Source organism: Chryseobacterium scophthalmum, assembly GCF_900143185.1.
Lineage (GTDB): Bacteria > Bacteroidota > Bacteroidia > Flavobacteriales > Weeksellaceae > Chryseobacterium > Chryseobacterium scophthalmum.
On sequence record NZ_FSRQ01000005.1, the window covers coordinates 88,945 to 106,709 of the forward strand.

Here is a 17,765-nt window from a genome sequence, read left to right on the forward strand (position 1 = left end):
TTTAGTAAATTATTTTAACCTGCTCAGTTACATCGTATTTCAAAATTGACTTCATCATGAAATTATTAACGACTTGCGTTCCATCAGTTGTAGGTGCACCAACAGCAAAAAAGTATCCAGTCGTACTAGAAGTAATTCTCCTACAACCCACCTTTACATCATACGTTGGCCTAATGCCATTCACAAGAGGTTTTACAGGTAAATTTTCAACAACGTACTTTAGCGTAAAAATTGCCTGGTTCTTTTGTCCTTTACCTACAACACCATTTATTTGGTCTGCTCTTACAGCTTTCAGTTGGTTGTCGATAAATATCCCACAAGCATATCTTACAAACTGATCTGCCGTTGTACCTGTATTTGACATTTCGACTGCAGTCTGGAAAACGAAATCAACTTTATTTACTGGATTATCAATTTTAAAGGTTGTAGCTGTTGAAGAAGCTGTACTATTTGCCTTCATAGGAAGCTCAGACCAAGCTGGTTTAGGCGTTGCACCTGAAGCTCCACCAAAAGGATCATTAATATCACTCGTTTGATAGACAGGGCTTACTGTTGTATTTGAAAAGTCAATTCCAGTCTCATTAATTTTAGCATCAGACTGAGTAATTCTATACTCGTCTACTTCATAAAACCCTAGCTTAGAAGTTTTCCAAACTGGTGCTACATTATCACCTTGTGAAACCAAAATCTGATTCAAAGTACCGGGGTTACCTGTAGTAGTTTTAGTACCTCCAACTCTTAGTTCATTTCTCAAAGTAATTGTGCCATTAACATCTAATGTAGATTGTGGCGCAGTGGTATTAATACCTACCTGTGCGTTAGCTATTATAAAAAATAGAAAAAAAAGTAATGATTTATATTTAGTATACATTTTAAAAATTATTTAATTAAAAGAAAAACAGCTATTTTAATTTATAAAAAAATAGCTTTTAAGTTTAAAATTAAATAATAGCAGGTGGTGGTCTTGTAGAAAAAACCTCCGAAAAACAAAAATCTAGAGATTTATTGTTGTAATATGTATATTTCTGCTCATGTAAAAAATCTAATGAAGATTTTATTACATATTGATTAAGCGAAACAAGTATTTTTGAAAATTCATGATTATGATAGTTGGGTGCTACATAATCTCTATTGACATGTGTAGAAGTAGTAAACTCTTCAGATGTAGGGAAAAGTAATCTTTTAGTATTAAAAGAATTCTTCTTTGCTTCATCATCATGATTAGTAATTTCTTTTTTTACCTTCTCTAAAGCCTCTTTTTCTTTATTTTCTTCAGCTTTTTTAAGCTCACTTTTAAAATCTTTCTTAGGAATTTGAACTTCCTGAGTTTTGCTTGGTTTTGCTGTTAGAACTTTCCCGTTTTCTAATATTCCTACTGTGGAAACATTGGCATTTTTTACCGTGACTTTTTCAGAATTAATTTGCTTATTAAAGCTGTCATCTTTAGAAAAAATCGTAGCGCCTTGCTTAAGTACGATTGTCGCTTGAGGAGCTTTAATACCAATCCCTTCTTGTGCGGATGTAAAACTGAAAAGAAAAGAAAATATGATTGTAATATAAATGCAAAGATTATTCAAACCCAATCTTGAGTTTAAATTTTTTACATGGATATTGATATTGTGTAAGCTTTTACGCAACTATAGTTTTTATGCTGCAAAATTAAGCAATAAATTCAATTAGAGAATATTATTTAATTGTTAATTAAAATATTTGATATCTATACCATATATTTTAAAAAGAAAAAAATAAACAAAATATTACAAGTAAGTGTAAGTTAATCATGTCATTTCAAATAAACCTTATATCCAAAGTGATTTATTATAAAACCAGTTGAAAAAATAAATTTTTAAAAAATTTTAATATCTTAAAGATAAAATGCATAAAAAAAGCAGCTACAAATATGTAACTGCTTCTTTTATTTTGAAAGTAAATGATTACTTCAATTCTACTTCAGCACCAGCTTCTTCTAATTGCTTCTTAAGAGCTTCAGCTTCGTCTTTAGAGATACCTTCTTTAATAGCAGAAGGAGCTCCGTCTACGATATCTTTAGCTTCTTTAAGACCTGCACCAGTTAAATCTTTTACCAATTTAACGATAGCTAATTTAGAAGCACCTGCAGACTTAAGAATTACGTCGAATTCAGTCTTTTCTTCAGCAGCTTCAGCACCACCTGCAGCAACTACTACAGCAGCAGCAGCTGGCTCGATTCCGTACTCATCCTTAAGGATAGTAGCTAATTCATTTACGTCTTTTACTGTTAAGTTTACTAGCGTTTCAGCTAAATTTTTTAAATCTGACATTGTTGTAATGTTTTTGTTGATTATTGATTGATTTTTTTGAGAGTCTAATTATTCTGCAGCTGGAGCTTCTCCTTCTGCAGCAGCTTCTGGAGTTTCAGTAGCTGGAGTTTCTTCCACAGCAGGTGCAGCAACTTCTTCAGTTGCAGCTTCTACAGCTTCAGATTTGTTTTGAAGAGCAGAAACAACTCTTTGAATTGGAGACTGAAGTAATCCGATGATTTCACCGATCATTTCTTCTCTAGACTTAATGCTTACTAAAGCATCAAGGTTGTTGTCACCAACATAGAAAGTTTCTTGTACGAAAGCTGATTTTAAAGCCGGCTTCTCTTCTTTTTTTCTAAAGTCTTTGATTAATTTTGCTGGAGCGTTAGCTGTTTCAGCAATCATTAATGCAGAGTTACCTTTGAAAGTTTGGAACATTTCAGAGAAATCTACTCCGTCAATTTGTTCCATTGCTTTTTGCAAAAGTGTATTTTTTACAACTTTTACTTTGATGTTTTGCTTGAAAGCCTGTCTTCTGAAGTCAGAAGATTTAGCAGCATTCAAACCGTCTAGATCTGCTACATAAACTACTTTAGCATCCTGAAGCAAATCTTTGATCTCTTGTATCGCTACAACTTTTTGGTCTTTTGTCATTGTCTTAAGGATTATAATTAGTTAACAGATTTAGTATCGATTGCAATACCAGGGCTCATTGTAGAAGACAAATAAATGCTTTTTACGTAAACTCCTTTTGCAGCAGTTGGCTTCATTTTGATCAAAGTAGAGATCAATTCTTGAGCATTTTCCTTGATTTTAGCAGCATCGAAAGATACTTTACCAATACCAGCGTGGATAATACCGTATTTGTCTACTTTAAAGTCAATTTTACCTGCTTTTACTTCAGTTACTGCTTTACCAATTTCCATAGTAACAGTACCTGATTTAGGGTTAGGCATCAAACCTCTTGGTCCTAATACTCTACCCAAAGGTCCTAATTTACCCATAACAGCCGGCATAGTAACGATAACGTCAACGTCAGTCCAACCTTCTTTTATTTTTTGTAAATATTCGTCAAGACCTACATAGTCAGCACCCGCTTCTTTAGCTTCAGCTTCTTTATCTGGAGTTACTAAAGCCAAAACTTTAACATCTTTACCAGTACCGTGAGGAAGAGATACAACACCTCTTACCATTTGGTTTGCTTTTCTTGGATCTACACCCAATCTAACAGCGATATCTACAGAAGCATCAAACTTTGCAGTGTTCACCTCTTTTACAAGAGCAGAACCTTCTTCAAGGTTATAGATTCTTCCTTTTTCTACTTTGCTTAAAGCTTCCTTTTGCTTTTTAGTCAATTTTGCCATTTCTCTAAGTATTAAGCGTTAAAAGTTGGTTTAGTTCCTGTTACTCTTAATCCCATAGATCTAGCAGTACCTGCAACCATAGAAACTGCAGAATCCATTGTAAAGCAGTTAAGGTCAGTCATCTTGTCTTCAGCGATCTTTTGAACCTGAGCCCAAGATACAGCACCTACTTTGTTTCTGTTTGGTTCTCCGGAACCGCCTTTGATTTTAGCCGCATCCATCAACTGGATTGCTGCAGGAGGAGTTTTGATTACGAATTCAAAAGATTTGTCTTCGTACACTGTAATTACTACAGGTAAAACTTGCCCTGGCTTATCTTGGGTTCTTCCGTTAAATTGCTTACAAAACTCCATGATGTTCACACCTGCAGAACCCAAAGCTGGACCTACTGGTGGAGATGGGTTTGCTGCTCCTCCTTTTACTTGGAGCTTAACCATTTTAAAGACTTTTTTAGCCATTTTTTGTTTTTTAAATTTGAATAATTAATGAGTTTGGAAGCATTTATTATTCAGCAGGTTACCGCACTCACATAAAGTAAACCTACTTTTCGGACTGCAAAATTATGAAATATTTTTTAATTAGCAAATACTTAACGTATTAAAATTCAGAAAATAAAATAATAAAAAAACTCTTCATCAATTATTTTAATTATAATATTGGGTACTTATGGGATTCTTTAAAAAATTTCATAGAATTAAAAGCTTTATTATAATAGGAGTTATATTTTTAGTGGCAAAAAAATATGTTTACTTCCTCAAGTTTAAAATAATTAATATTAGTTCAATAAATATTCAGATTTTCTATTGTATGCTAGATTTTAAAAACAAAAAAACCGTTCAAAATCTGAACGGTTTTTATATTTTATAAAAGTATGAGTTATACTTTCTCTACCTGCATATAGCTCAACTCCATTGGAGTTTTTCTTCCGAAGATCAAAACAGATACTTCTACTTTCTTTTTATCTTCAAGAATTTTTTCTACTGTACCGTTGAATCCGTTGAAAGGACCATCGATTACTTTTACATTCTCTCCAACAATGAAAGGAACTTCTGCATCAGTAGCAAATTCTGAAAGTTCATCCATTCTACCAAGCATTCTGTTAACCTCAGATTTTCTCATCGGTACAGGATCTCCTCCTTTTGTTAAACTTAAGAAAGAAATTACCCCTGGAATGTTTTTGATAACGTGAGGAATTTCCCCCATCAGATCTGCTTCTACCATTAGGTAACCTGGATAGTAAGGTCTTTCTTTAGGAACTTTTTTTCCGTTTCTAAGCTGAATCACCTTTTCCATAGGAATAACCACCTGAGTAACATACTGCTCAAACCCTAAACGCTTGATTTCTGTCTCAATATAGTTTTTCACTTTATTTTCCTGTCCGCTAATCGCTTTCAGTACATACCATTTTAATTCGCTCATTATTTAGAAAATAGTTTTTATTAGTTGAAGCTGTTAATTAGTATTCCTAAGATGTTGCTGATTGATTTTGAAAACAATTCATCAACACCGAAAGTAAATAATGCTAAAATGACAGTAGCAACAGTAACTACAATTGTAGAAGACTGTAAGTCTGACCATTTTGGCCATTCAACTTTATGTCTGAATTCGTTATAAGAACCTTTTAAAAAATCGACAAATGAACTCATAATTTATATTTGCACGGGCACAAGGATTCGAACCCTGATCAACGGTGTTGGAGACCGGTATCCTACCATTGGACGATGCCCGTAGATAAAAAGCTTCCGAGAGTTTCCTTTCGGAAGCTTTATTTATTTTAAGATGATTAGTCTAAGATTTCAGTAACCTGACCTGAACCAACTGTTCTACCTCCTTCTCTGATCGCAAATCTAAGACCTACGTTAAGAGCGATTGGTTGTAACAATTCTACAGTGATCTCTAAGTTATCACCAGGCATTACCATTTCTACACCTTCTGGTAAGAAGATCTCACCTGTAACGTCAGTAGTTCTTACGTAGAACTGAGGACGGTACTTGTTGTGGAATGGAGTGTGACGTCCACCTTCTTCCTTAGAAAGGATATAAACAGAAGCTTTGAATTTTTTGTGTGGCTTAACAGAATCTTTCTTAGCGATTACCATACCTCTCTTGATGTCAGTTTTTTCAATACCTCTCAACAATAGACCTACGTTATCTCCAGCTTCACCTCTGTCAAGGATTTTTCTGAACATCTCAACTCCTGTAATAGTAGAAGTTAATTTTTCTTCACCCATACCGATGATATCAACAGGATCTCCTGTATTGATAATACCAGCTTCAATTCTACCAGTCGCAACAGTACCTCTACCTGTAATAGAGAATACGTCTTCGATTGGCATCAAGAATGGCTTATCAGTATCTCTTGGTGGTTGCTCGATCCAGTTATCAACTGCATCCATTAATTCTTCAACAGATTTGAACCATTTATCTTCAGTATCAACTGTAGCAGCAGTAGCAGCAGTAAGAGCTCCTAATGCAGAACCTTGAATTACTGGAGAGTTATCTCCGTCAAATTCGTAAGTAGACAATAAGTCTCTAAGTTCCATTTCAACTAGCTCTAATAATTCAGCATCGTCTACCATGTCAACTTTGTTCATGAAAACAACAATTCTAGGTACGTTTACCTGACGACAAAGCAAGATGTGCTCTCTAGTCTGAGGCATTGGTCCGTCAGTTGCAGCACATACTACGATAGCTCCGTCCATCTGAGCAGCACCAGTTACCATGTTCTTTACGTAATCCGCGTGACCTGGACAGTCAACGTGAGCATAGTGTCTTTTTTCAGTTTCGTACTCGATGTGAGCAGTATTGATAGTAATCCCTCTTTCTTTTTCTTCTGGAGCAGAGTCAATAGCAGAGAAATCTTTTTTCTCAGCAAGACCTTTGCTCGCTAATACAGCAGAAATAGCTGCAGTAAGTGTAGTTTTACCATGGTCAACGTGACCAATAGTACCAATGTTCAAGTGTGGTTTGTTACGATTAAACGTTTCCTTTGCCATGATTTAAATTATTTATTTTATTGTTATTCAAATTTTCGGTGTGCAAATATAATGAATTTTTATATACCAAAATCTTTTTATCAAAAAAAGTTTCATACTAAACCCAGAAAGTCACAAACCAGATTGTTTTTTCTAAACAGAATGCAAATTTAAGCAAAAAAAATCAATAAAAAAAAGGGTTTGCAAAAATCCGTGGCTAATTTTCTTTCGTAAATGATATCAGAAACCCACTTAAAATAAATTATTATGAAAAAAATATCCAATTTTTGCATGGCAATATTTGCTTTTGTCACGGTAATTTCTTGCGATAATAACGAAAATATGATGCCTGAAGAACCTGTTACAACTACTTTACCTAATGCCATGATTTATGGTTTAACAGAAAACAATCAGTTGGTCTATTTTAACACCAACAATTCCTCAACATTTACTTCTACAAAACCCATTATGGGAATTCCATCCGGAGAAAAACTACTAAGTATTGATTTCAGACCGGCAACCGGAGAGCTATATGCTGTTTCCAACGCAAGCAAATTTTATATTATTAATACTTCTACCGCTTCTACAAGAATGGTAAGTACAACGTCTTTTTCACCTGTAATCTCAGGAACCATTGCTTCAATTGATTTTAATCCTACTGTAGACAGAATAAGATTGGTGACCAATACCGGACAAAACCTACGCTTACATCCTGAAACGGGTGCTATTGCAGCAACTGACATGAATATTACAACCGCTTCTTCCATTATGGGAATTGCGTACACCAACAGTGTTTCGGGAGCAACTTCTACCATTTTGTATGATCTTGATGCTACTTCAGGAAAACTTTTTAAACAAGATCCACCCAATAACGGAACTTTAGTAGAAGTAGGAAGTTTAGGAATTACTTTTACAGGACAAGCTGCCTTCGACATCAATCCGGATAATACTTTAGCAGTAATGGCGGCAACAACTGGTACACAAAATACTTTGTATATCGTAAATTTATCAAACGGAAAAGCTACAAACATCGGAAATCTTTCACAAAAAGTAATCGATTTGGCAATTCCTACAAATCCTGTTGCTTATGCAGTTGACAATACTAATTCATTACAAATATTTAACCCTAATAATCCGCAACCTGTAACAAAAGCAATTACCGGACTTCAATCTGGGGAAAATATTTTGGGTATTGATTTCAGACCTTTAAATGGGCAATTGTATGCATTAGGAAGCTCAAGCAGAATTTATACCATCAATCTAGGAAATGGAGCAGCAACCGTAGTAGGATCACAGCTCCCTACTCTATTGGCAGGAACTGAGTTTGGTTTTGATTTTAACCCAACCGTTGATAAAATAAGAGTGGTAAGCAATACCGGACAGAATTTAAGATTAGATCCTGTAACCGGAGGAATTACCGGAACTGATGCCACTATTAATCCCGGAACACCAACTTTAAGCGCTGCAGCTTACACCAGCAATTTTGCAGGTGCAACGAGTACTTCCCTATTTGTAATTGATCATTCTACCGACAAACTTTACCTGCAAAACCCTCCTAATAACGGAACTTTAGTAGAAAGAGGATCTTTAGGGATCAACATTGAAGGAGCCAATGGTTTTGACATCGGAAGTACAAGCGACAAAGCGTATTTAATCGCTACTGTTGCAGGAGCTACAAAAATTTACACCGTGAATACAACCAATGGTTCTGCAACATCATTAGCTAATTATCCCAATTCTGTAAGAGGTTTCACAATTGGTTTAGGATTTTAATGACACAAATTTTACATAGTTTTAATATTTACAAGAAGCGCTGAAAAATTAATTTTTCAGCGCTTCAAACTATATAATGTAAATGAAAGATAATTTCTTAAATAATCTCTTCGGTTTTCTTTGTTCTATTAAAAATCCAGAAGATAATTGGGAAGATCAATAAGGTTAGAATCGTTGCCGTAATCAAGCCACCAATAATTACAATGGCCAAAGGTTTTTGAGATTCAGAACCGATTCCAGTGGATAATGCGGCAGGTAATAATCCGATGGATGCCATTAAAGCCGTCATAATTACAGGTCTTGTTCTGGATTTTACTCCGTTAAATACAGCTTCATCCAACGGTAATCCGTCTTTTACATTCTGATGAAATTCTGTAATCAAAATCACCCCGTTCTGAATACAAATTCCCAATAAAGCAATCATCCCAACTCCCGCAGAAATTCCGAAATTCATTCTGGTTAAATGAAGAGCGATAATTCCTCCAATCAAAGCAAAAGGTACATTCGCCAAAACTAGAAGTGAATCTTTCATGTTTCCAAAAAGGATAAACAACAGGAAGAATATTCCTAAAATACTTATCGGCACCACTTCTGTAAGTCTTGATGTTGCTCTTTGCTGGTTTTCAAACTGACCCGTCCAACCCACTTTATATCCTTCGGGAAGATCAATTTTTGCTACTTCTTTCTGTGCATCTGCAATTGTTCCTCCCAGATCACGGTCACGAATTGAGAATTTAATTCCGATATAACGTTTGATATCATCCCGGTAAATAAACGCAGCTCCATTATTTTTTTCAATATTTCCAACTTCTTTCAGCGGAATCATCGTTCCGTCTTGGGTAGGAATCATCAATGAAGCAATATCATTTTCATCTTTTCTGTATTCGTGAGAATACCTTAGACGAATCGGGAATTTTCTTTCGCCATCATACATTTCTGAAGCCGTTTTTCCACCAAAAGCCATTTCCAGAACAGTTTGCGCATCTTCAGGCATTACACCGTAAGCCGCCATTTTATTTCTGTCCCAAACCACATTTACTTCTGGCTGACCGATATTTTTAATAATTCCGGCATCACGCACTCCATCGACATCTTTTATTGATTTTAAAACTTTATCCGCCAATTCATCCAAAGTCTGAAGATTATCACCATAAATTTTAATTCCGTTTTCAGCTTTAAAACCGGCAACTGCTTCAGCAACGTTATCAGAAATCGGTTGAGAATAATTGAATGTTATTCCCTGATAATTTCTCAATTTTTTATCAATTTCTTCTGTAAGTTCTTCATAGCTGATCTTTCGTTTCCATTCATCTTTAGGTTTAAGATTGACAGCAAACTGCACAAACCCAAATCCATTCGGGTCAGTTCCGTCGTTGCTTCGTCCGGTTTGCGCCAAAACATCGGTTACTTCAGGAACACTCATAATGTCTTTCTTCAAAATGTCGGCAGTTTTTAAAGATTCTTTTAAAGATGAACTCATCGGCATTTCTGCAGTAATCCAAAGTGAACCTTCATTTAGTTGTGGTAAAAATTCTGTTCCTAAAAATTTCCCAGAAAATAAAGCAACTGCCATAAACGAAATCGCTGCAATTAAACTTAGTTTTTTATGTTTAAATGTAAAGCCGAAACCTTTTAGTACAATTCTGTCCCAAAAATTTACAAACGGATTATTTTTCTCTTTTACATTTTTATTTAACAATAAATGCGTTAAAACAGGAACCAAAGTCAGGGTAAAAATCAAAGCACCCAACAATGCAAAACCAAGTGTAAATGCTAAAGGAGAAAACATTTTACCTTCCACTTTCTGGAATGAGAAAATCGGAATTAATGAGGTGATGATAATCAATTTTGAAAAGAAAATCGCTTTCCCTAAACCAGTCCCAGTTTGTTTGATCCAACCTGCTTTTGCCATTTTGTTGAATCTTTCAGGACCGTATTTTTTTGCTTTATGGTCGAGCATTACAAAAATCCCCTCGACCATGACGACGGCTCCGTCAATGATAATTCCGAAATCTACTGCTCCCAATGATAATAAATTGGCGCTCATTCCTGCCATTTTTAAACATAAAAATGCAAAAAGTAGAGACAGAGGGATGATGATGGAAACAATTAAAGTTGTTCGCCAATCTGCCATAAAGATCAAAACAATCACCGTAACAAGGATGATTCCTTCCATCAAGTTGTGCATCACCGTTTCTGTGGTAAAATCCATCAAATTATCACGATCGTAGAAGGTGACCATTTTTACATCTTTGGGAAGAATTTTTTCGTTAAGTTCTTTAATTTTAGCTTTCACACCTACCAAAACTTCACGCGGATTTTCACCTTTTCGCATTACGACAATTCCTTCTACAGTATCATCCTGATTGTTTAATCCAGCCTGCCCTACTCTCGGTCGTGAACTTTCATGAACCTCAGCAACATATTTTACCAAAATTGGGTTTCCGCTGTCATTATGAATGGTAATATTGCCAATATCGTCTATCGACTGCACCAAACCAATCCCTCGTACAACATAGGCTTGTCCGTTTTTTTCGATAACATCTCCACCGACATTCAGATTACTTTTCGTCACGGCTTCATAAACCTGCAACGGCGTTAAGTTGTATTTATCTAAAGCTCTCGGATCGATACTCAACTCAAAAACTTTATCCTGACCTCCGAAAACATTGATGTCTGCAACTCCTGGAACACCACGAAGTGCTCTGTCAATTACCCAATTCTGTAAAGTGAGAAGTTCGCGGGAATCTTTTTTCTTACTTTCTAAAGTATATCTGAAAATTTCTCCTGTTGGCCCGTAAGGAGGTTGCACTTCGGGGTCAATACCTTCAGGAAGGCTTACATTTCGAAGCTGATTGTTGACCATATTTCGGGCAAACATATCATCAACTCCATCGTCAAAAAGAATTTTAACAATAGAAAGTCCAAACATGGTGGTACTTCGAACACTAGTTTTTTTCTGAACCGGGCTCATTGCTAGTTCAATCGGTGTCGTTACAAAACGTTCGACTTCTTCGGCACTTCTACCATCCCACTGTGTAATAATTACAATCTGAGTATTGGTAACATCTGGAAAAGCTTCAATCGGCATGTTTTTGAAACTTATAAATCCTGCAACCGCCAAAATCGCAACCCAAATAAAGGTAAAAGCCTTATTTTTAAGTGAAAACGATATTATATTTTTTATGAATTTATTCATGATAGAAATTAGATGTTAGACTTTAGATATTAGACCAATAACTAAATGTTTAATTTTATCTAAATGATTTAAAAACCATTAAGAAAATGAATGGTAAAGCTGTCTCAAGGCATATCAAAAGATCCCTTAGTTTGGTTAAATAATAGGTTAATTATATAATCGCTTACTATTTCAAATATCTCAATGGTTTAAATCAAATTAATTTTTTAGAGAACGATAGATCAAAAGCTGATTATTGGTAATTACATTTTCACCTTCTTTAAGCCCTTCTGAAATGTATGTGACGTCACCCAGCTGTTTTAAAACCTGAATTTCTTTAATCTTCACATCAGTTCTCGATTTAAAAACAACTACATAACTTCTGTCATCATCAAAGATCACCGCTTTTGAAGGAATAGAAAGCGCCATTTTATTTTCAGATTTTGAAACTTTGATTGTTGCTTTACTATCGGGAATCAACAATCCATTGGCATTATCAAGAACAACTCTTGCCTGCATTGCGTTGGTTTCAGGATCGATAATTTTAAATATTTTATCAATTTTTCCATCAAAAACTTTATCCGGATAAGAAAGTGTGGAAACCTGCGCCGGCATTCCAAGACTTATTTTATCGATATCTGCTTCATTGATGTTCATAATTGCCCAAACATTGGTGGTATTGGCAACATCAAAAATATTTTCACTTCTGTCACTTCTCAGCTGCATATCTTTATTGATGTCTTTATGAACAATATAACCGCTGATTGGTGCTAAAACACTGTAAATATTTCCGTTTTTCACATTGTAAACCGTACTTACTGCAGATGCTCTCTGCATTTGGTCTTCTGCTTTCTGAAGCTGACTTTTTGCTTCCAGAACATCTCTTTCCGTATTCAGTTTTCCTTCATACATTTCTCTTGCAACACGAAGATTGTTTTTAGCAACCTGCAGATCTGTTCTTGCATCGCTTACATCTTTTTGTACTTCTGCCAATTCGGTACTTCTTATCGTCGCTAAAACCTGACCTTTTCTTACATAATCTCCCAGTTCCACATTCACACTCATTACATTTCCTCCGACCAACGGAAAGACGTCGATATAAGAATTTCTGTCGGCAGAGATTTTACCGTAAAAACTATATGAATCTTCTATATTTTTGTTTTCAACTTTTGCTGTTGAAATTGATTCGAGCATTGTATTGCTCAGTTCAAAACCTTTTGGTTCGGGAGTTTTTGCAATTTCTGGCTTTGAGCATGACCATAAAAGCAAAGCTGAAAATAAGGGTATAATTATTTTTTTCATTGTATTGTTAATAGAAGATTTTGGTTTGTACTAATTGATTAAGCTGAATGGCAGATTCCATCAAATCGTTTTTCATATCATAAATCTGCAGTGCGGTTTGACGATAGCTTTCCATGAAATCTGTAAACTCAATTAAACTAATGTTTCCGTTTCTGAAATTTTTAAGCATTCCGTCATAGACAAGATCAAGATTACTTAAGTCGGTAGATTTTATTTCGGCTAATTGATCGTATTGGGTTTTCCAGATTTGAAAAGCAGACTGCACTTTTGTTTCTAAATTGAGTTTTTGGAATTCTGCAGTTTTCTGATTCTGCTTAATAGCGTAATTGGCTTTTTCTACATTTCCTTTATTGCTTTTCCACAATGGAATAGGAATTCCGACCTTCAAATTAATTTCATTATTAAAAGTTCCGGAAGCCTGATCATATTCTGCACCAACATTTAAATCGGGAACATTCAACGATTTTTGCCACTGCGCATATAATTTAGAATTATCAATCAGCTTTAAAATGAATAAATAATCGGCGTTGTTTTCTAGCGCTTTTCTTTTCAGTTCTTCATCATCACCGAAAGGTTGTGCCGTTAAAACCAACTTCGCTTCTTCATCTGAAATCTGAGGCTCGATATTTTCAGTAATTCCGGTAAGAACTTTAAGGTTCTGCTCAAACTCTAAAAGATTTTTATTGATGCCTACTTTGTCATTGTTCAGCTGAATAACGATGCTTTGAAGTCTTACTTCATCTTTCAACGAAACATTTCCTTTTGCAGACTGTACTTTATACGCCTTCAAAAGGTCATTCATATACCCTAATTGCTTGTTGGTATTTTCAAGCTTGAGTTTTTCGTAGTAAAGATTGTAGTAATTGGTATGAAGCTGTGTTCTCAGCTCTACCAAAAGCTGTGAAAACTGTAATTGCGCTAGTTCTTTATTAGATCTTGCAAAAGCGATCTCGTTTTTCTTTTTCCCACCCATATAGATCAGTTGGGTAACTTCGAAACCTTTTGCTCTTCCTGCATCCAAAACTCTTTTGTCTTGGGGATTGTAAGCATTGATATAGCCACTCATCTGCGGAAGTTCCCAGATCTTCGCCTGCAAAATATCTGCATCTGCCATATTGATGCTGTATTGCTCGGCAAGAAGCTGAAGATTGTTTTGCTGAAAGGCATTTTCGCACTCCAAAAGCGACATTTGCTGCTGCGCCGATATCATCGAAGAAATCACCACGAACAGTCCTGCAATTTTGTTCATTCTCTCAATTTTGATGACAAAAGTGCGGCTGCTCGATTAAAACGAACTTAAAGGAGGCTTAAAAAAAAATTAAATTTGGTTTTGGGAGGGAATGAAAATATTTTCTGAACTATTAATTTGGAACCATTAAGGGAATTTAAGAAGTTAAGTTTTATTAAGAAAAATCAAATAGATTTTAAAATGATAAGTACTTAAAGTAAGCTCAGCTTAATATTCTTAACTCCTTAATAAATCTTAATGGTTATAATTTTTCCCACAGATTTCACAGATTTTATTTTAAAATTGAATGATAAAATACTCTCGCAGATTGTGCGAATTAAGCAGATTATTTTAGCATCTCTTAACTATAAAACTAGTTTAATTTTTTGGGGACCTAAATTTTTAAACTGTTTAAACTTTTATATTATAATATTTTGTTGGAAACGCAAAGGCGCAATTTTTTTATTTTTTTCGTTTTTAAGGCGCAAAACACTTCGACTTCGCTCAGTGTGACTAAAAAACTTCATAAAGAATCTAGAAATAAACAGTAAATTTTATCGTAGATAAAATCCTTGCGTCCTAAAACAGTTTATACCATAAATTGCGCCTTTGCGATTACCAACTATTAAAGTTTAAACAAGCTTTTTATTTATTAAAAATAACGCTGAACTTGTTCATGTTTTCAGAAGGAGAATTGTATTGAATATTTGCATTATGATATTCTAAAATTCTTTTTGCAATTCGAAGCCCAAGACCGGAACCGGAAATATTCTGAGAATTGTTTCCGCGCATGAAAGCTTCAAAAAGTTTCGGTTGTTCTTCTTCCGAAATGGTATTCCCTTCTGAAAACACATCTACTGAGAGATGAGTTTCATTTTCAGTGATCAGAATTTTCACATCAGCATTATCAGAATATACCGCAGCGTTTTTCAATAAATTAATAAAGACTATATCTAAAAGTGACTGCACTCCATTGATTGTAAGAAAAGCATTTTCCTGAGTTTCTTCAGAGATCAGGAAATCCATTTTAAGATTGGGATAACTTTTCTGTACACGGTCGAAAGATTCAAAAATTACTTCATCTATTCTTACTTCTTCATAAATACTCTGAATATTCTCTTTATCGAATTTTGTGAGCAACAACAATGAATTTGTAAGATCAGATAATTGGTAAACATCTTTCAACATCTGTTTCAAAGCGGAAAGAGTTTCAGGAGAATGTTGCTCTAGTTTAATTAAATTTTCCAGCTGAAAAGCCATTCTTGTAATCGGAGTCCTGATTTCGTGGGATGCACTTGCCGTAAAATCTTTTTGGGACTGAAAAACATCATTCAATCGTACAATCATTGTATTAAAAGACTGCGCCAAAATACTGATCTCATCATTGGACTGCTCCACTGGAATTTGTGTCGTCAGTTTATGAGCCGTGACCTCCGAGATTTCTTTGTTCAAATCTTCCAAAGGTTGAAGAAATTTTCCCATAAAATAATAACTGAAAAAACCAATCAGCAAAGTACAGGTAATAAAAGCTGTAATTAAAAGGTATTTCAAATACTCAAGCTTCGATTTTCCGTTGGTATCGTAAGCACTGGTGAGAATGTAATAATTCTCTCCGTTGATATTTTTTAAAGCAGCGTAAACTTCAGGAACGGTTTCTTCATTATAAATGTCTTTTTTCTTGTCGAGTTCAATAAGAAGTTCTTTGCTCCAGGTTACTTTCTGATCTTTTATTGTGCTATAAATAAGTTCTTTATCAGCATTAAAAATCAGAATAGTTTCATTAAGAAGGAAGTTATCTGAATTTTCATTAAAAAAGATAGGCGCTTCGTTCTCAAAATTTTTAGATTTTGAAATAAAATTGGTGGTAAACCCTAATCGTCTTACAAATCGGTCTTTAAATTCTTCCCTGCGGAAATCATTAAAAGAAATATAAATAATGATCAAAACCACCCCAAAAAGAAGCGAAAATGAAATACTTAAAGTAAGCGCGATCTTTCTTTTTAAAGACATTCAGATGGTTTTTAGTTGCGTTGTTAGTTACATTATAAAGGATTTAGGTAATAACCAAAACCAGATCTGGTGTGAATCAACTTTACTTTATATTCTTTGTCGATCTTCTTTCTTAAAAAATTGATGTAAACTTCTACCGTATTGGTATTGGTATTAAAATTATGTTCCCAGACATTTTCGGTGATCTGCTGTTTAGAAACCGTTCTTCCCTGCGCTTCTGCAAGATAAACAAGAAGCTGAAACTCTTTTAAGGTCAACGCAATTTCATTACCTGCACGAAATACTTTTTGTTCGGTTTTATTGATAATTAGATCATCGATCCTGATAATATCTAGATCTATATTATCGGAAGGTACTTTTCTTCTTAAAAGTGAGTTCATTCTAAGCAATAATTCTTCAAACTGAAAAGGTTTCACCAAATAATCATCTGCCAATCTCGTAAAAGCATCTTTCTTATCGGAAATATCTCCGTAAGCTGAAATGATAATGATCGGCGTATTTTTATCAAAAGAGCGAATGGTCTGACAAACATCCAAACCATTAACTTTTGGAACATTAATGTCTAAAAGATATAAATCGTACACATTATTCTTTATCTGGCGGAGAAAAGTTTCGCCGTCATAAATTTTATCACATGTAAATTGATTTGATTCTAAAAATTTACTCAACTCTGCGGAGAGAATAAGGTCGTCTTCTAATAAGAGAATGTTCATCAAGAAATATTTATAACGAATTTAATGAAAATTTCAGGATTATTTGATGGAATTGATTTGATACAACCTTTAAGTTTAATTTTCAGGTTTCCTAAAGACTTCTTTCTAAAGTCTTTTAAACTTTATATTATGATTGATTAAAATAATATTAAACTTTAATTTGAAAAAGGTTTTGCTTATTTTAAAAGAATATTAGAAATTGGAATGCTTTTATATCTAAAGTTTAAGGCAAAAAAAATCCCGAAGAAATCGGGATAAAAAGTGAGCCAACTACGGGACTTGAACCCGTGACCTCTTCCTTACCAAGGAAGCACTCTACCGCTGAGCTAAGTCGGCCTAAACAAAAAAATCACACTATAGAGTATGATTTTTGTTGAGCGGAAGACGAGGGTCGAACTCGCGACATTCAGCTTGGAAGGCTGACGCTCTACCAACTGAGCTACTTCCGCAATTTTGTTTCCAAAATTATTGGTAAACGCTGTGCAAATTTAAGGAAAACCTTTAAAAATTGCAAGACTTTTTTTAATATAAAACGTGGGGAGAGCAGGATTCGAACCTACGAAGCCGAAGCAACTGAGTTACAGTCAGTCCCATTTAGCCACTCTGGAATCTCCCCAGATATTTTATATTAAATTGAGCCTCCAGAGGGACTCGAACCCACGACCTGCTGATTACAAATCAGCTGCTCTAGCCAGCTGAGCTACGGAGGCAATTTAAAAATAAAACTGTACGCTTTCAGAGAAATTCTACTCTGCGCTGTGACAGCTGTTAAAAAAATCACGCCTAATATGGTGTGAAATTTGAGCGAAAGACGAGGGTCGAACTCGCGACATTCAGCTTGGAAGGCTGACGCTCTACCAACTGAGCTACTTTCGCAATTTTGTTTCCAAAACTATTGGTTAACGGTGTGCAAATCTAGAAAATTTATTTCGAACCTGCAA

The 17,765-nt window shown here is 34.8% G+C and carries 15 protein-coding genes and 6 tRNA genes; 1 reads left to right on the top strand and 20 read right to left on the bottom strand.

Annotated features, from left to right (window positions below; translation table 11 throughout):
- Position 1 precedes the first annotated feature (1 nt).
- The 10 genes from BUR17_RS18555 to tuf all read right to left on the bottom strand — a co-directional run bounded on the left by BUR17_RS18555 (position 2) and on the right by tuf (position 6,641).
- A complete protein-coding gene (locus tag BUR17_RS18555; RefSeq protein ID WP_074231995.1) occupies positions 2 to 871 on the bottom strand; it encodes a hypothetical protein in 870 nt (289 codons plus the stop codon).
- Between the two features lie 70 nt (positions 872 to 941).
- The gene (locus BUR17_RS18560; protein ID WP_143747623.1) at positions 942 to 1,577 is read right to left on the bottom strand and encodes a hypothetical protein; all 636 of its coding nucleotides are present in this window, start codon (positions 1,575 to 1,577) and stop codon (positions 942 to 944) included.
- 357 nt (positions 1,578 to 1,934) lie between these two features.
- Positions 1,935 to 2,300 carry a 50S ribosomal protein L7/L12 gene (rplL, locus tag BUR17_RS18565; RefSeq protein ID WP_074231997.1) on the bottom strand — a complete coding sequence of 122 codons (366 nt, stop codon included), beginning with the start codon at positions 2,298 to 2,300 and terminating at the stop codon, positions 1,935 to 1,937.
- Between the two features lie 48 nt (positions 2,301 to 2,348).
- The gene (gene rplJ / locus BUR17_RS18570; RefSeq protein WP_074231998.1) at positions 2,349 to 2,936 is read right to left on the bottom strand and encodes a 50S ribosomal protein L10; all 588 of its coding nucleotides are present in this window, start codon (positions 2,934 to 2,936) and stop codon (positions 2,349 to 2,351) included.
- A gap of 17 nt (positions 2,937 to 2,953) precedes the next feature.
- Positions 2,954 to 3,646, bottom strand: a complete 693-nt coding sequence (rplA, locus tag BUR17_RS18575) for a 50S ribosomal protein L1 (protein WP_074231999.1) — start codon at positions 3,644 to 3,646, stop codon at positions 2,954 to 2,956.
- 11 nt (positions 3,647 to 3,657) lie between these two features.
- The gene (rplK, locus tag BUR17_RS18580) at positions 3,658 to 4,104 is read right to left on the bottom strand and encodes a 50S ribosomal protein L11 (protein ID WP_034679146.1); all 447 of its coding nucleotides are present in this window, start codon (positions 4,102 to 4,104) and stop codon (positions 3,658 to 3,660) included.
- A gap of 418 nt (positions 4,105 to 4,522) precedes the next feature.
- Entirely contained in the window at positions 4,523 to 5,065 is a 543-nt protein-coding gene (nusG, locus tag BUR17_RS18590; RefSeq protein ID WP_074232001.1) for a transcription termination/antitermination protein NusG, read from the bottom strand.
- Positions 5,066 to 5,085: 20 nt separating this feature from the next.
- A complete protein-coding gene (secE, locus tag BUR17_RS18595) occupies positions 5,086 to 5,292 on the bottom strand; it encodes a preprotein translocase subunit SecE (RefSeq protein WP_066678600.1) in 207 nt (68 codons plus the stop codon).
- A 12-nt stretch (positions 5,293 to 5,304) separates the two neighbouring features.
- Positions 5,305 to 5,375: transfer RNA gene (locus tag BUR17_RS18600), tRNA-Trp, on the bottom strand.
- Between the two features lie 54 nt (positions 5,376 to 5,429).
- Positions 5,430 to 6,641, bottom strand: coding sequence for an elongation factor Tu (gene tuf / locus BUR17_RS18605; protein ID WP_074232002.1), 1,212 nt, complete (start codon positions 6,639 to 6,641; stop codon positions 5,430 to 5,432).
- Between the two features lie 246 nt (positions 6,642 to 6,887).
- Between tuf and BUR17_RS18610 the strand changes: the two genes are divergently transcribed.
- Entirely contained in the window at positions 6,888 to 8,393 is a 1,506-nt protein-coding gene (locus BUR17_RS18610; protein WP_074232003.1) for a DUF4394 domain-containing protein, read from the top strand.
- A gap of 97 nt (positions 8,394 to 8,490) precedes the next feature.
- On the opposite strand, the gene BUR17_RS18615 is transcribed toward BUR17_RS18610, so the two are convergent.
- The 10 genes from BUR17_RS18615 to BUR17_RS18660 form a co-directional block, all read right to left on the bottom strand.
- Positions 8,491 to 11,592: an efflux RND transporter permease subunit gene (locus BUR17_RS18615; protein WP_074232004.1), complete on the bottom strand. Its 3,102-nt coding sequence runs from the start codon at positions 11,590 to 11,592 to the stop codon at positions 8,491 to 8,493.
- A gap of 198 nt (positions 11,593 to 11,790) precedes the next feature.
- Positions 11,791 to 12,873 (bottom strand): efflux RND transporter periplasmic adaptor subunit, encoded by a 1,083-nt coding sequence (locus BUR17_RS18620; RefSeq protein ID WP_074232005.1) that lies wholly within the window; start codon positions 12,871 to 12,873, stop codon positions 11,791 to 11,793.
- A gap of 7 nt (positions 12,874 to 12,880) precedes the next feature.
- On the bottom strand, positions 12,881 to 14,122 hold the full coding sequence (locus tag BUR17_RS18625; RefSeq protein ID WP_084550785.1) for a TolC family protein: 1,242 nt from the start codon (positions 14,120 to 14,122) through the stop codon (positions 12,881 to 12,883).
- Between the two features lie 624 nt (positions 14,123 to 14,746).
- Positions 14,747 to 16,111 (bottom strand): sensor histidine kinase, encoded by a 1,365-nt coding sequence (locus tag BUR17_RS18630; RefSeq protein ID WP_074232006.1) that lies wholly within the window; start codon positions 16,109 to 16,111, stop codon positions 14,747 to 14,749.
- Between the two features lie 32 nt (positions 16,112 to 16,143).
- Positions 16,144 to 16,824 (bottom strand): response regulator transcription factor, encoded by a 681-nt coding sequence (locus BUR17_RS18635; protein WP_074232007.1) that lies wholly within the window; start codon positions 16,822 to 16,824, stop codon positions 16,144 to 16,146.
- 264 nt (positions 16,825 to 17,088) lie between these two features.
- Positions 17,089 to 17,160, bottom strand: a tRNA-Thr gene (locus BUR17_RS18640).
- A gap of 40 nt (positions 17,161 to 17,200) precedes the next feature.
- A tRNA-Gly gene (locus tag BUR17_RS18645) sits at positions 17,201 to 17,273 on the bottom strand.
- An 86-nt stretch (positions 17,274 to 17,359) separates the two neighbouring features.
- A tRNA-Tyr gene (locus BUR17_RS18650) sits at positions 17,360 to 17,440 on the bottom strand.
- 20 nt (positions 17,441 to 17,460) lie between these two features.
- Positions 17,461 to 17,534, bottom strand: a tRNA-Thr gene (locus BUR17_RS18655).
- 93 nt (positions 17,535 to 17,627) lie between these two features.
- Positions 17,628 to 17,700 (bottom strand) — tRNA-Gly (locus BUR17_RS18660).
- Positions 17,701 to 17,765 lie beyond the last annotated feature (65 nt).

What these genes read in the sequence shown, in the direction of transcription:
- BUR17_RS18555 (WP_074231995.1), bottom strand. Translation starts at nt 871, where the DNA reads ATGTATACTAAATATAAATCATTACTTTTTTTTCTATTTTTTATAATA.
- rplL (WP_074231997.1), bottom strand. Translation starts at nt 2,300, where the DNA reads ATGTCAGATTTAAAAAATTTAGCTGAAACGCTAGTAAACTTAACAGTA.
- rplJ (WP_074231998.1), bottom strand. Translation starts at nt 2,936, where the DNA reads ATGACAAAAGACCAAAAAGTTGTAGCGATACAAGAGATCAAAGATTTG.
- rplA (WP_074231999.1), bottom strand. Translation starts at nt 3,646, where the DNA reads ATGGCAAAATTGACTAAAAAGCAAAAGGAAGCTTTAAGCAAAGTAGAA.
- rplK (WP_034679146.1), bottom strand. Translation starts at nt 4,104, where the DNA reads ATGGCTAAAAAAGTCTTTAAAATGGTTAAGCTCCAAGTAAAAGGAGGA.
- nusG (WP_074232001.1), bottom strand. Translation starts at nt 5,065, where the DNA reads ATGAGCGAATTAAAATGGTATGTACTGAAAGCGATTAGCGGACAGGAA.
- secE (WP_066678600.1), bottom strand. Translation starts at nt 5,292, where the DNA reads ATGAGTTCATTTGTCGATTTTTTAAAAGGTTCTTATAACGAATTCAGA.
- tuf (WP_074232002.1), bottom strand. Translation starts at nt 6,641, where the DNA reads ATGGCAAAGGAAACGTTTAATCGTAACAAACCACACTTGAACATTGGT.
- BUR17_RS18610 (WP_074232003.1), top strand. Translation starts at nt 6,888, where the DNA reads ATGAAAAAAATATCCAATTTTTGCATGGCAATATTTGCTTTTGTCACG.
- BUR17_RS18615 (WP_074232004.1), bottom strand. Translation starts at nt 11,592, where the DNA reads ATGAATAAATTCATAAAAAATATAATATCGTTTTCACTTAAAAATAAG.
- BUR17_RS18620 (WP_074232005.1), bottom strand. Translation starts at nt 12,873, where the DNA reads ATGAAAAAAATAATTATACCCTTATTTTCAGCTTTGCTTTTATGGTCA.
- BUR17_RS18625 (WP_084550785.1), bottom strand. Translation starts at nt 14,122, where the DNA reads ATGAACAAAATTGCAGGACTGTTCGTGGTGATTTCTTCGATGATATCG.
- BUR17_RS18630 (WP_074232006.1), bottom strand. Translation starts at nt 16,111, where the DNA reads ATGTCTTTAAAAAGAAAGATCGCGCTTACTTTAAGTATTTCATTTTCG.
- BUR17_RS18635 (WP_074232007.1), bottom strand. Translation starts at nt 16,824, where the DNA reads ATGAACATTCTCTTATTAGAAGACGACCTTATTCTCTCCGCAGAGTTG.